Source organism: Microvirga tunisiensis (assembly GCF_009296175.1).
GTDB lineage: Bacteria > Pseudomonadota > Alphaproteobacteria > Rhizobiales > Beijerinckiaceae > Microvirga > Microvirga tunisiensis.
Genome location: NZ_VOSK01000059.1, coordinates 1 through 14,013 on the forward strand (window position 1 = coordinate 1; position 14,013 = coordinate 14,013).

11 protein-coding genes are annotated in these 14,013 nt (G+C 64.2%); 2 read left to right on the forward strand and 9 right to left on the reverse strand.

Going from position 1 to position 14,013, the window contains the following annotated elements:
* Positions 1 to 178: 178 nt before the first annotated feature.
* From FS320_RS16210 to FS320_RS16250, 9 genes are all read right to left on the reverse strand, one after another.
* Entirely contained in the window at positions 179 to 1,576 is a 1,398-nt protein-coding gene (locus FS320_RS16210) for an NAD(P)(+) transhydrogenase (Re/Si-specific) subunit beta (protein ID WP_152712886.1), read from the reverse strand.
* Between the two features lie 4 nt (positions 1,577 to 1,580).
* The gene (locus tag FS320_RS16215; RefSeq protein ID WP_152712887.1) at positions 1,581 to 2,030 is read right to left on the reverse strand and encodes a proton-translocating transhydrogenase family protein; all 450 of its coding nucleotides are present in this window, start codon (positions 2,028 to 2,030) and stop codon (positions 1,581 to 1,583) included.
* A gap of 20 nt (positions 2,031 to 2,050) precedes the next feature.
* Positions 2,051 to 3,187 (reverse strand): Re/Si-specific NAD(P)(+) transhydrogenase subunit alpha, encoded by a 1,137-nt coding sequence (locus tag FS320_RS16220; RefSeq protein WP_152712888.1) that lies wholly within the window; start codon positions 3,185 to 3,187, stop codon positions 2,051 to 2,053.
* 75 nt (positions 3,188 to 3,262) lie between these two features.
* A complete protein-coding gene (locus tag FS320_RS16225) occupies positions 3,263 to 3,556 on the reverse strand; it encodes an aa3-type cytochrome c oxidase subunit IV (protein ID WP_152712889.1) in 294 nt (97 codons plus the stop codon).
* A gap of 113 nt (positions 3,557 to 3,669) precedes the next feature.
* The gene (locus tag FS320_RS16230; RefSeq protein ID WP_152712890.1) at positions 3,670 to 4,887 is read right to left on the reverse strand and encodes a glycosyltransferase; all 1,218 of its coding nucleotides are present in this window, start codon (positions 4,885 to 4,887) and stop codon (positions 3,670 to 3,672) included.
* 58 nt (positions 4,888 to 4,945) lie between these two features.
* Complete coding sequence (locus FS320_RS16235) at positions 4,946 to 6,313, reverse strand: ABC1 kinase family protein (protein ID WP_152712891.1); 1,368 nt, start codon at positions 6,311 to 6,313, stop codon at positions 4,946 to 4,948.
* A 116-nt stretch (positions 6,314 to 6,429) separates the two neighbouring features.
* Positions 6,430 to 6,879 (reverse strand): YybH family protein, encoded by a 450-nt coding sequence (locus FS320_RS16240; RefSeq protein WP_152712892.1) that lies wholly within the window; start codon positions 6,877 to 6,879, stop codon positions 6,430 to 6,432.
* 136 nt (positions 6,880 to 7,015) lie between these two features.
* Positions 7,016 to 8,962, reverse strand: a complete 1,947-nt coding sequence (locus tag FS320_RS49775; RefSeq protein WP_152712893.1) for a PQQ-dependent sugar dehydrogenase — start codon at positions 8,960 to 8,962, stop codon at positions 7,016 to 7,018.
* A gap of 102 nt (positions 8,963 to 9,064) precedes the next feature.
* A complete protein-coding gene (locus tag FS320_RS16250; RefSeq protein ID WP_162003065.1) occupies positions 9,065 to 10,912 on the reverse strand; it encodes a M3 family oligoendopeptidase in 1,848 nt (615 codons plus the stop codon).
* A gap of 182 nt (positions 10,913 to 11,094) precedes the next feature.
* Here FS320_RS16250 and FS320_RS16255 point away from each other — a divergent pair, with 182 nt between their 5' ends.
* Complete coding sequence (locus tag FS320_RS16255) at positions 11,095 to 12,135, forward strand: sigma 54-interacting transcriptional regulator (RefSeq protein WP_152712894.1); 1,041 nt, start codon at positions 11,095 to 11,097, stop codon at positions 12,133 to 12,135.
* 106 nt (positions 12,136 to 12,241) lie between these two features.
* The gene (locus FS320_RS16260; protein WP_152712895.1) at positions 12,242 to 14,008 is read left to right on the forward strand and encodes a L,D-transpeptidase family protein; all 1,767 of its coding nucleotides are present in this window, start codon (positions 12,242 to 12,244) and stop codon (positions 14,006 to 14,008) included.
* The last annotated feature ends 5 nt before the right edge of the window (positions 14,009 to 14,013 follow it).

Here is a 14,013-nt window from a genome sequence, read left to right on the forward strand (position 1 = left end):
CGGGACGCAGCACCCGCTCGCGCTCCGGCGGCTCGCGCCCTGAGAGTCTGGTCATCCCGCACCTCCTCACAGGCACAGAAGACCCCCACCACCACACTCTACCAGACAGCCGGCTTTGCCGTCCTAGAAAAAAATGCCCGGCACTGGCCGGGCATCGCATCGCTTACTGATCCTCGGATCAGAGATTCTTCAAAATCTCGTCGACCACCTTCTTGGCATCGCCGAAGAGCATCATGGTGTTGTCGCGGAAGAACAGCTCGTTCTCGACGCCCGCATAGCCGGAACCCATGCCGCGCTTGATGAACAGCACGGTCTTGGCGCGCTCCACGTCAAGGATCGGCATGCCGAAGATCGGCGAGGATGGATCGGTCTTCGCCGCCGGATTCGTCACGTCGTTGGCACCGATGACGAAGGCGACGTCGGCCTGGGCGAACTCGCCGTTGATGTCCTCGAGCTCGAACACCTCGTCGTAAGGCACGTTGGCCTCCGCGAGCAGCACGTTCATATGGCCGGGCATGCGGCCGGCCACCGGATGGATCGCGTATTTGACCTCGACGCCTTCGGCCTTCAGCTCGTCCCCCATCTCGCGCAGCGCATGCTGCGCCTGCGCGACCGCCATGCCGTAGCCCGGCACGATGATGACCTTGGAAGCGTTCTTCATGATGAAGGCGGCATCGTCCGCCGAGCCCTGCCTGACGGGCCGGGTCTCGACCGCACCGCCGGCGGCAACCGCCGTCTCGCCGCCGAAGCCGCCGAGAATCACGGAGATGAAGGACCGGTTCATGCCCTTGCACATGATGTAGGACAGGATCGCGCCCGAGGAGCCGACCAGCGCGCCGGTGATGATGAGCGCGAGGTTGCCGAGCGTGAAGCCGATGCCCGCCGCCGCCCAACCGGAATAGGAGTTGAGCATCGACACCACCACCGGCATGTCCGCACCGCCGATGGGGATGATGAGCGTCACGCCCAGCACGAAGGAGACCAGCACGATGAGCCAGAAGGCTGCATGGCTCTCGGTGCGGATGAAGGTGACGAGCAGGAGCAGCAGCAGGAGGCCGAGGCCGATATTGATCAGGTGACGGCTCGGCAGCAGGATCGGCTTGCCGGACATGCGCCCGTCGAGCTTCAGGAACGCGATCACGGAGCCGGTGAAGGTGACGGCCCCGATGGCGACGCCGAGCGCCATTTCGAACAGCGAACCGCCGTGGATGGTGCCGACCGAGCCGATGCCGAAGGCCCGCGGCGCGTAGAGGGCGCCTGCAGCTACCAGCACCGCCGCGAGACCGACCAGCGAGTGGAAGGCGGCCACGAGCTGCGGCATCGCCGTCATCGGCACCCGCTTGGCGACGACCGCGCCGATGCCGCCGCCGATGGCGAGGCCGAGGATCACCAGCGCCCAGCCGCCGAAGCCGCTCGGCGGAGACACGAACAGGGTGGTGAGGATGGCGATCCCCATGCCCACCATGCCGTAGAGATTGCCCTGCCGGGAGGTGGTGGGGTGCGACAGGCCCCGGAGGGCCAGGATGAACAGGACGCCCGAGACGAGGTAGAGGATCGAGGCTAGATTGACCGACATCGCCTCACCCCTTCTTGCGGTACATGGCGAGCATGCGCTGGGTCACCAGGAAGCCGCCGAAGATGTTGATGGCTGCCAGGACGAGGCCGATGAAGCCGAGCGCCCGGGCCCAAATCGGGCCTTCGCCGAGGCCGGGCGCCACGTCGACGCCCACCGCCAGCAGCGCGCCGACCACGATCACCGACGAGATGGCGTTGGTGACCGACATGAGCGGCGTGTGCAGCGCCGGCGTGACCTGCCAGACCACGTAATAGCCGACGAAGACCGCCAGCACGAAGATGGCGAGGCGGAACACCGTCGGATCGACGGCTCCATGGGTGACGGCGGCGGCGGCGGCTCCTGCCGCGTCGGCGACCTGGTCGGCAATGGTCTGGGCCGCCTCGGCCGAGCGTCGGGCGGCCTCTGCCGCCGCTCGGGCCTGCTCGACGGCCTGTTCGGGCGTAAGCGATGCCATGATGTCCTCCCCTGGACGGTTTAAGCGGTCGGCTGGAAGGCGGTGTGGACGATGGCGCCGTCACGGGTCAGGCAGGTGGCCTTGACCAGCTCGTCGTCCCATTTCACGGCCAGCGCCTTGGTTTCCTTGTCCACCAGCGTCTCGACGAAGGCGTAGAGGTTCTTCGCGTAGAGGCTGGAGGCCGTGGCGGCGAGGCGCCCGGGCACGTTGAGGTGGCCCACGATCTTCACGCCGTTATGCTCCACCACCTGGCCGGGCACCGCCACCTCGCAGTTACCGCCGCGCTCCACCGCCAGATCGACGATGACCGAGCCCGGCTTCATGGATTCGACCATGGCGCGGGACACGAGCTTCGGCGCCGGCCGGCCGGGGATCAGGGCCGTGGTGATGACGATGTCCTGCTTGGCGATGTGGGCGGCGACGAGATCGGCCTGCTTGGCCTTGTAGGCCTCCGACATCTCCTTGGCGTAGCCACCGGCCGTCTCGGCCTGCTTGAACTCCTCGTCCTCCACCGCGACGAACTTGGCGCCCAGGCTCTCCACCTGCTCCTTGGCGGCGGGGCGCACGTCCGTGGCGGTCACCACGGCGCCGAGGCGGCGGGCGGTGGCGATGGCCTGGAGACCGGCGACGCCGGCGCCCATGACGAAGATGCGGGCGGCGGGCACCGTGCCGGCAGCGGTCATCATCATCGGCAGCGCGCGGCCGTATTCGGCGGTGGCGTCGATGACGGCGCGGTAGCCGGCGAGATTGGCCTGTGAGGAAAGCACGTCCATGACCTGCGCCCGGGTGATGCGGGGCATCAGCTCCATGGCGAAGGCGGCGACCTGCGCATCGGCCAGGGCCTTGAGGGCCGCTTCCTGGCCGTAGGGGTCCATGATGGCGATGACAAGCGCGCCGGGCTTGGCGCCGGACAATTCGCCTTGCGCCGGGCGGCGGACCCTGAGGATGACATCGGCATCCTTCAGGGCTTCCTTAGCCGTCTTGGCGATCGAAGCGCCTGCAGCCTCGAGCTCGGCATCGGGAAAACCGGCCTTGGCGCCCGCCCCGGCCTGGACGACCACGTCCGCGCCGAGGGTTTTGTATTTCTTGACGGTCTCAGGGGTGGCGGAAACGCGTGTCTCCGCTCCATCGGTTTCGGAGAGAACGGCAATCCGCATATTTGTCCCCCTGCGATGTGGTCAATGGCTTGAGATCAAGCTCTTATCTCGCTTCTATCAAAGGCCACCCGCTGCTCAGTAGAAGATGAGCGCCAGCAGGAGGAGGACGCCGACGGCTGCCGGAGCCCGCACCCCGACGGAGGGTGCCATCGCGCCGATGCCGCCCGCGACGAGCGAGAGGATCACGCCGAAAATCGCCGTCAGCCAGGCATGCTTGATGCCGCCAACGGCCAGCGCCAGCACGTGGCAGATGATGACGGCGGTCGCGATTTCGGCGAACTGGACAAATCCGTGATAGGTCGCCTCATGAGCGCGGCTGTCCATATCCGGACTGTAGCCCCCGTGCGGCGCATGTTTTGTATCGGCCATGTGTCTAAGCCCTGTTCAGCGTCACTTGTTAACTGCTGCGTTTAACGCAAGCGGTGAGGAGCCGCAATCTTTCGAATGGCTCCAAATGAAAACTTTATGAATGCTTCTTGCGGTCATTTGATCCCGAGAAACTCGCGCCACTGGGGCAGGCAGACGGTCTCGTAATCATATTTCGCAACCGCGATCCGGCGAGCCTCCGCGGCCATGGCGGCGGACTTGTCCCTCTCGGCCAGCGTCTCGCGCACCCGCTCCGCCAGCGCCTTCTCGTCGAAGAAGGGGAAAAGGCGTCCGTTGACTCCGTCTTGAATGACCTCGCGCACCGGATCGGTGTCCGAGGCCACGATCCGGCATTCGAGCGCCATGGCCTCGATGGACGACCAGGACAGCACGAAGGGATAGGTCATGTAGACATGGGCCGAGGAGACCTGCAGGACCTTCACGAACTGGTCGTAAGGCAGGTTTCCGACGAAATGGACACGGGACCAATCGACCGGGCGCTCGATCCTCGACTTGAAAACGTCGAACCAGGACTGGCCGTTCGGCGCGGAGCCGGAATAGCTCGTGCCCTTGCCGCCGATGATGACGACGCGAAGCTCGGGGTCGATGTCGAGCAGATAGGGCAGGCTCTTGAAGACGATATGCGCGCCGCGCATCGGCTCGATGTTGCGGGTCACATAGGTGACGACGGGCGTCTCGCGGCTGAGCTGCGGCCCGCTCTCGCCGAGCTGGATCCTGCCATTCGGGTCGGGCCGGAGCTTATCGGTGTCGATGCCGTCATGGATGACGGCGAGGCGGTCGCGCAGATAGGCCGGGAACGTGTCCCGCTGGTAGCGGGTCGGCGCCACAGCGGCATCGGCGGCGTCGAGGGCGCCGAGCTGCATGGAATTCTTCAGGCGCAGGCGCCAGATCACCTCCTCGTTGGTGACCGGGAACTCGGGATCGAAATCGAGATCCTGCCCCTTGGCGTGATAATAATACTCGAAATAGGCCACGTGACGCGCCTTGGGCCAGATATCCTTGAGAAACAGGTTCTCGCCCCAGCCGGTATTCACGACCACCACATCCGGCTCGAAGCCCTGGCTGGCAAGCTCGCGGGCTCTATAGGCAACGCCGTAGGCGCGGCGCAGGCGCGGGATGACGGGAGAATAGCGGTTCTGATAGGGCGCATCCTCCGGACCCGGGACGGCATTGTAGGAAAAATACTTCACGCCCGGAACGGAGCATTGCTTGACCATCCCGAGGCCCACGACCTCATGCCCCTCGGCAACGAAGGTCCGGGCCAGGCGCAGGAATTGGCCCGGAAAATTCTGGTGAACGAAAGCTATCTTCATCGGCTGCCCCTGACGCTCCGTAAGCCTCTAGGGCCGGAACGAGAAAGATGCAACCTCATTACACAGGATTTGGTAAACCGGAAGCAGCCAAGACTTCTTTCTGTTTCTGCTCCAAGTTCTCCAGGGAAAAGCGCTCGATCTCGTTCTCGAACAGCCGATGGTAGTTCAGCTCGGCCTTCAAGTGCAGGAAGACCGCGCCCAAGCCGACTGCCGCCCGGTCCATGAACACGAACTCGCGCGGGACAGTGACGGGCCCCTTCTCCTTCAGAGCCTTGTGGACCTCGAAGGCTTGGCGGCGGCCGTATTCGCCGGGCTTCACCCCGTCGGCCACGGTACGGACCCGATCGTCGAGGAGCGGGGCGTAGATGAAGCGGGCCCAGATGTTGAGGATGTCGATCAGCTCGTTCGAGAGGCTCTTGAAGCCCCAGGTCTCGTAGGCATGGACGACGCGGGCCCGGTCGTCGGTCTGGAGGCCGCGATAAAGATCGACCACGCCGCCGACGAAGCGCGGGTGGAAGATGCGGATGCAGCCGTAATCGAGGAGATTGATCCCCGTCGCCTCCCCACCCTCGGAGAACACCGTGTAATTGCCGAGATGCGGGTCGCCGTGGATGACGGCCGCATGGCTGAAAGGGTGCCACCAGGCCTTGAACATGGCGACCGCCAGCCGGTTGCGGATCTCGACCGGGGCCTCGGTGAATTGCAGGATCTTCTCCCCCTCCAGCCATTCGAGCGACAGAAGCCGTCGGGTGGAGAGCTCAGGGTGAACCCGTGGGACGCGGACCTCCTCCACATCCGCGAGTGTCTGGGCATAGAGCGCCGCGTGCTTGGCCTCGCGCTCGTAATCGAGCTCCTCGCGCACCCGCTCGCCGATCTCCTTGGCGATCTCGCGGGTATCGATGGCGGGATCCATGCGGCGGTGGAGAGCGAAGACGAGCTCGAGCTGGCTCAGATCCGCCTCCACGGCGGATTGCATATCCGGATACTGCAGCTTGCAGGCGATCCTCTCGCCGTCCTTCGTGGTTGCCCGATGGACCTGGCCGAGCGACGCGGCCGCGGCGGGGTTGAGATCGAAGGAGCCGAAGCGGCTCTGCCATTGCGGCCCCAGCTCCGCCTGCATGCGCCTTTTCACGAAGGCGGCCCCCATGGGCGGGGCCTCACTCTGGAGCTTCTGCAGCTCGGCGGCATATTCCGGCGGAATGAGGTCGGGGATGGTGGCCAGCAGCTGCGCCACCTTCATTATCGGCCCCTTGAGCCCGCCAAGCGCCTGCGCCAGCACCGCCGCATTGGATGCGTCGCGGGCATCGCCCCCGAACAGCCGGGAACCGGCCATGCGGGCCGCGACCCCACCCATGTTAGCGCCCACGCGCGCATAGCGGGCGGCGCGCGCGGAGAAGCGGTTCGCTTCGCGGTCGGAATCGGCCATGACGTGGAATCTCTTGCTCTGAACTGGAGAGCTTAAGATATGACGTGCTGCGCCAAGCGCTAGGCCGTGTGGGCGGATTCGACCAAGATCGCAGCATAGGCAAGCGCAGCAGTGGATCAGCTGCAGGCAAGCGTTGCTGCCTGCTCCAGGCTGATGCGATGGACGAGCGGATCAGCATGCCGATGCACCAGCTGCCATTCGGATCCTTCACGGCGATAGACCTGGGTGACGCGCAGCGACCACTCCTGATCCGGCAGACCACCCACCTCGCCATGCTGGCGCTCGATCATCACGAGAACCACGAGGTCGCCTGATGCATACGTTTCCGCCACTTCCAACGTTGCCTCGCCGGCTTCGAAGTAGTCAGCGACCTTCAACAAGCTCTCGCTTCTGTCGTCGTAGCGCGTAGGCTCTCCGCCGAAAGGGTTCATCAGCACGAAGCCGCGAGCATGGGGCGTCAATGCCAGATAGCGATGCATGTCCCCGCCCATGAACGCCGACGTGGCCTCCTCTGTGCGCTGGACGAGCGCGGCAAGCTCCTCGTCCGTGATGCTTCGGTGTGTCATGGCCACATTCTATGATCCCGCCCCGTGCCTGCTAACAGTCGCATGTCACGAATGTTATTCGACCCCGCGGGAGCCCTCACGCGGCCGAGGGCGAGCCTGTCCCGAAGAGCCGATAGCTTCGTCTATACCGGCCTTGTTAAAGCAGGAAATCGCCGGATTTCAGGCTGCGGATCCCGGCAAGACGGATGATGCCCTCCGCATCATGGTCGGCATCCGTATTCAGGAAGACCCGTGCCTCGGAGCCTGCAGCCTCATACCGAACCTGGCCGGCTGCCGTGAACTCCCCTTTGCCGATGAACGCGAAGGCCTGATTTCCAGCGCGCAGCGCGTTGGCATCGATCCTCGACAGATCCAGATGATCCTGGGCGCTATGGCTGAAGTCACGCACGACGTCCGCGCGGCTCGGAGCGGACCCGACAGCACCGATGGATGGCCAGCGGAACACATCGGCCTCGGATCCGCCGGACAGCCAGTCCTTCCCAGTGCTGCCGAGGATGGTGTCCCGACCGGCATCGCCATAGAGCCTGTCATCGCCCGCATTGCCGGAGAGGCTATCGTTGCCGGCTCCGCCGCGAAGCGTCTTGTGGCCCGTAGAGCCTTTCAGCACATCGTCGAACGCACTGCCCCACACGCCCTCGATGCTGGAGAAACGGTCGCCGGAGGCATCGCTGCCAGCCTGCGTCCTTTTCAGGAGGTCGATGACCACACGCCCCGGGGAATCGCGGTAATCAGCATAATCGAAGCCGCTGCCGCCCGACAGGAGATCTGCCCCCGGCCCGCCCCGGAGATGATCATTGCCGCTGCCGCCAGAGAGCGAGTCGTTGCCGCCACCGCCATAGATGCGATCATTGCCGCCGCCGCCCCTCAGAACGTCCGCGGCATCATCCCTGAGATCGGGACCGCTGCCGGACTTGAGGTCCAGACGGAACACCTTGCCGCCGTAATCGACGATATAGAGGTTTCCGGATCCATCCTCCCCCATGGATGAAACGGAACTGATCGGGCCACCTCCCACTGCGACCTGTCCCGTCAGATCCTGGAACGACCACGAGCCGGCGGCGCGTTGCAGGGACCAGATCCCGCTGCTGGCGAAATCGGAGAAGAAATACGTTCCCTGAAAATCCTGCTCCGGGCCGCGATAGACATAGCCTCCCGTGACCGCCTGACCGAGACTGCGATCATAAAAATGGATCGGGTTCGTATAGTTCGGGAACGCTCCGGGATTGAACGGTCCCTCGGTGGCACTCCAGCCGTAATTGGCGCCAGCCCTTCCGAAATTGATCTCTTCGTAGGTGCTCTGGCCGACATCGCCGATATACATCTCGCCGGTCAGACGGTCGAAGCTCACGCGCCATGGGTTGCGCAGGCCGGCCGCATAAATTCCCGTTCCCACCGCACTGCCTGCGAGACCATCGATGGATGCTGGATTATCCACCGGCAGGGCGTAGTTCCTGGTGGCATCCGCTGGGAAGGCATCGGACCTCACGTCGAGCCGCAGGATCTTGCCCAGTTGGTTGCCGAGGCTTTGCGAATTGGCTCCGTTTGCGCCATCGCCGGTCGCCACATAGAGATAGCCGTCAGGGCCGAAGCCGATCCACCCGCCGCGATGATTGGTGGACGACGGGTAATCGATCCGGTCGATGAGCCGCATGCTGCCGGCATCTGCAACGAGGGGGTTGGACGCCAGCGTCTTGTATTCGCGGATCTCCACATCGCCGGCTGTCGTGCTGAGATAGACATAAAACGTCCGGCTCGTGGCAAAATCGGGCGCGAAGGCAAGGCCGAGAAGGCCCTGCTCCCCATCGGTCGCGACCTGGGTGGACACGTTGAGAAAAGAGGTGCCGAGGGTCTGGCCCGTGGCGGTGTCATAGACCTTCACCAGCCCGCGCTTCTCGAGGATGAAGAGGTGCCTTGGATTACCCGGCGCCGACGTCAGGTACAGGGGATTTTCCAGGCCGGACACGATGATGCTGGCCGCCATCGTGGGCGGGATTCTGGCGTCGGGATCGTAGCCGTAGATCTCATCCGCCGCGCCGGTGCCGCTCAGCCTGTCTGCAGCCTGACTCCCGATACGAACTGCCATGGTCGACCTCCAGGTCTGGCCCCAACACGGCGATCGTTATGTCGTTCTTGACGGTCCGGCTGCCCTGGGCGGCGGGATAACCAGTCGCTCAGGGCAGGATGTTCACGCCGTTTCTTTCTCCATCGCCTCCAGCTCGCCGATCAGGCGCTCGATCATGGACAGCCCGATCTGCCAGAAGGATGGGTCGCTGGCATCGAGACCGAAGGGCGCGAGAAGCTCCGAGTAGTGCTTGGTGCCGCCTGCCGAGAGGAGCGCGAAATAGCGGTCCACGAAGCCTTCGTTGGAGCGTTCATAGACGCCGTAGAGCGAGTTAACGAGGCAATCGCCGAAGGCATAGGCGTAGACGTAGAACGGCGAATGGATGAAGTGGGGGATGTAGGTCCAGAAGCTCTCGTAGCCGGGACCCAAGCGGATCGCCGTCCCGAGGCTCTCGTCCTGAACCGACATCCAGAGCTCGCACAATTTGTCCGCCGTGAGCTCGCCGTTGCGGCGCTCCAGATGCACCTTGCGCTCGAAGGAATAGAACGCGATCTGGCGCACCACCGTGTTGATCATGTCCTCGACTTTCGCCGCCAGCATCGCCTTGCGCTGGACCGGATTGGTGGTCTGGTCGAGGAGGCGGCGGAAGGTGAGCATCTCGCCGAAGACGGATGCCGTCTCGGCCAGCGTCAGGGGCGTGGGCGCCATGAGCGCGCCGTTGGGGCCGGCCATGACCTGATGCACGCCATGTCCCAGCTCATGAGCCAGCGTCATCACGTCCCGCGGCTTGCCCTGATAGTTCAGGAGCACGTAAGGGTGGGCCGAGGGCACCGTCGGATGGGCGAAGGCACCGGGCGCCTTGCCGGGACGGGTCGGCGCATCGATCCAGTCCTCGTCGAAAAAGCGCTGCGCGATGTCGGCCATGCGCGGCGAGAAGGCTGAATACGCCGAGAGAACCGTGTCTTTCGCCTCGTTCCAGGCAATGGTGCGCTGCTCGATCTTGGGCAGGGGCGCGTTGCGGTCCCAATGATCGAGCTTGTCCTTGTTGAACCACTTGGCCTTCAGGGCATAATAGCAGTGCGACAGGCGCGGATAGGCCTCGCGCACGGCGGAGACCATTGCCTCCACGACCTCACGCTCGACTCGGTTCGCGAGGTGACGGGAATCGGCCACATCCTCGAAGCCGCGCCAGCGGTCGGAGATCTCCTTGTCCTTGGCGAGCGTGTTGGTGATGAGGGTGAAGGTGCGAAGATTGGCCTTGAAGGTCTTGGCCAGGGCGTCCGAGGCGTCCTTGCGCACGCTTTCGTCCGGATCCTGCAGCTTGTTCAGGGTCGGCTCGATGGGCAGCTCCTCACCGCGCACCGTGAAACGCAAGGACGCGATGGTCTCGTCGAACAGGCGGTTCCAGGCCGAGCGGCCGGTGACCGACTTTTCGTGGAAGAGCTGCTCGATCTTGTCCTCGAGCTGGTAGGGCTTGTCCTTGCGCAGATCCTCGATCCACGGCTTGTAGTGAGCGAGCGGCTCCTCGCTCTTGGCCCTGTCGAGAACCTCGTCGTCGATGCGATTGAGTTCGAGACCGAAGAAGAGCAGCTCGGTCGAGGCGGCGGTCAGGCGCTCCTGCGTGTCGCCGTAGAACTTCGCGCGGACCGGGTCGGTGGTGTCGCCGGAATAGACGAGGCCCGCATAGGACATGAGGCGGCCGAGAAGGTCTTCGAGCGCCTCGTATCGCTTCACCACCTCGTCCAGTCGCACGGACGCCTTCTCGCCTCGCGCCATCTCGTCGAGCTTGCCACGGAAGGCTTCGGCAAACGCTTTGCACTCGGTTTCGGCCTTCGCGAGATCCCGCTTGAATTCCTCGCTGTCCATGCCGGGATAGAGATGGGACAGGTTCCATTCGGGCAGCGGCCCAAGTTCGGCCTGCGCGGCGGCAGAGGATGGATGGTGCAAGGGGGAAGCTTTCTGAAGGGTCACGGACGATAGCCTGATTGGGATCGGTCTAACGGAATGGTTCTGCACACATATTGGCCGCCGCGCGCTCCGGATCAACCCATATCGGCGGAGGGATTAATTCCGCTCCCGCCCTCCGTTAAGAGCCGGTTTACCCTTCTCGACCAGCATCGCCCGAACGATTCTCGGATACTCCTTAAGCCTTCATGCCCCTGTCCCAACTCCTCGCAGACGAGATCCGCGCCCTTCGTGGGGATGCGGCACGCCTCGATGGATGTTCGGAGCGGGAAAGGATTGCAAGGCTGGCGGATCGAGCCGCCCGGTCTGCCCTGCCGGTTCTGATCGAGGGCGAACCGGGAAGCGGCGCACGGGCGCTGGCCCGTGCGATCCACGATTGCGGCGAGCGGAAGGAGCGCCCCTTCCTGCGCCTGCCTGCCGGGGAGGCGCCCGTCCAGAGCGAGAGACCCACAGGCGTTTCGGGTCTTCTCAAGGAGGCCATTGGCGGCACGCTGTTCATTCAGGATGTCGAATGTTTGGGCGGTGAAGGGCAGAATGACCTGCTGGATTGCCTTTACCGTCAGGATGCAGGGCGCGCCCACCGTCGGCCCGATGTGCGAATCATCGCATCGGGCTCCGATCTTGCCGGCTCGGTGCGGGAAGGCCGTTTTCGGGAAGATCTCTTCTATCGGCTCCAAGCCCTGCCCATCACCCTTCGCCCGTTGAGGGCACAGCGTGATGCCATCCCTGAGTGGGCCCAGCTTTTCATCGGCCGTTTCGCTGCCGACGAGGGCAAGAAAATCAGGGGCCTGTCAGCCGATGCGGCAGCCTTGCTCGCTCGTTACGATTGGCCCGGAAACCTGCGGCAACTGGAAAACGCGCTCTACCGCGCCGTGATCATGGCCGAAGGGCCGTTTCTCACGTCGACGGAATTCCCGCAGGTTGCATCCCATCTGCGAGGAATACGCATCGACATCCCGCCGGTTCCCGTATTACGCGCATCCTCGTCGACGAGGCCTGCTCCTGCTCCCGAGAGCGAGCACGTTGCAAGACGCGACCCCCATGCCCTGTCGCTCATCAACGATGCGGGCGAGATGGTGACCCTCGCCGATCTGGAGGCCCGGGCGATCCGGTTCGCGCTCGCTCACTACCAGGGCCGCATGTCGGCCATCTCCCGTCATCTCGGCATCGGTCGGTCGACCCTTTACAGAAAATTGAAAGAACTTGGCTTAGACGATGAAGCCGCATGACGTTTCGCGCGTTAAGCGTAACAGAGCGTGTGCGGGAACACCGACGAAATTCATTTGGTGGAGGCATCTCCCATCCTCCACTTTCATTGCGACGAGGAGCAAGGTCATGCGTGACTTGCGCAAGACGGCACTTTGGCTTGGTCTCATCGGATCAGTCTCCCTCCTCCCCCTGTCCGCCCTGGCGGAAGATGCGGGCAGCCCCCGGACCGATATCATTCAGTCCGTTCCTGCGGAGCCCTCGTTCCACGATCTGGGCGTCGAGGAGGCCCCGGCGCAGAAAGACGTGGCCTCACAGGCGATCCCGATCCCTGAGCCGGCTCCGGTCACCATCGAGTCGGTCGATCTGAAGCCGGCCTCGTCCATCGACATTCCTTTGCCCGATGCGGCCCCCGTCGTGGCCCTGATGCAGACGGATCTTTTCCGCATGGCCGTGGAGGGCTTGTTCGCGGACGATGCCGCCATGCGAGAACTGCGCGTGAGCGGCAAGGACCGGGAAGCTTTGTCCGCCTTCTACGCGCAGGCCCAGCGCCCGATGATCTGGGCGCAGGACGGCGCCTGGTCACCCGCTGCCCAGGTGGTGATGGAGCGCCTGAAGGCCGCTGACGAGGATGGCCTCGATCCCGCCGATTATTTCCTGCCCGACAGGGGATTGCGCAAGAATGCGACGCCGGCCCAATGGGCCCAAGCCGACGTGAAACTCTCCCTGTCCGTGATCCGCTATGCTCGCGATGCCCGCGGGGGGCGCATCGATCTTGCCCGCCTTTCGCCTCTGGTGACCCCGAAGCTCGCCCTGCCGGCGGTCGATGAGGTGCTGAGCAAGGTCTCCTCCGCCGGGGATGCGGGCGGGGCCCTCGAGGCCTACAACCCGCCTCATCCCGGCTACAAGGCGTTGAAGGAGCGGCTGGCGAAACTGCGCGAGAGCCATCCCTCGCAGCCGAGCGTGCGCCTGCCCCGGGGACCGATCCTGCGCGTGGGCATGAAGGATCCGCGCGTCCCCCTGATCCGCGCCCGTTTCAATCTCGCGAAGGGCGCGGACAATCAGACCATCTATGACGAGCGCGTTGCCTCCGCAGTGGCTGAATTCCAGAAGGAGAAGGGCCTGCCGAATACGGGCGTTCTGAACGCCCAGACGGTGGCGGCCCTCTCGGGCCCCTCGGTGGCCCAACGACAATCCGACCTGATCGCCAATATGGAGCGCTGGCGCTGGCTGCCCGCCGATCTGGGGCAGCGGCACATCATGGTGAATGTGCCCGAATTCCGCCTGCAGATGGTCGAGGGACGTAATACAGTCTATCAAACGCGCGTCATCGTCGGCAAGGAACAGTCGCAGACGCCGATCTTCTCCGAGAACATGAAGTATCTCGTGGTCAATCCGTCCTGGACGATCCCGCCGTCGATCATGAAGAAGGAAATCCTTCCGGCGCTGGCCAACGATCCCTATTACGCTGCGCGCAAGGGCTACAAGATCATCCGCCGGGGTGACCGGATCACGGTGCAGCAGCCGCCGGGGGAGCGCAATGCGTTGGGCTTTCTGAAGTTCATGTTCCCCAACCAGCATGCGGTCTATCTGCACGACACGCCGAACCGCAATCTGTTCTCGGCCAGCAAGCGCGCCTTCAGCCATGGCTGCGTGCGCGTCGACAAGCCCTTCGAGCTCGCGGAAGAGATCATGGGCAAGGATGGAAAATGGACCGAGGAGAGGCTGCGCGGGCTCATCGGCAAGGGCGAGCGCACCGTGCACCTGACAAATCCCCTGCCCGTACATCTGACCTACTTCACGCTCGCGGTCGACGTGAAGGGCGAGGTGAAGCGTTTCGAGGATCTCTACGGTCTCGACCGCAAGGTCCGCGCCGCCCTGAACCTGTCCGAATAGCTCCC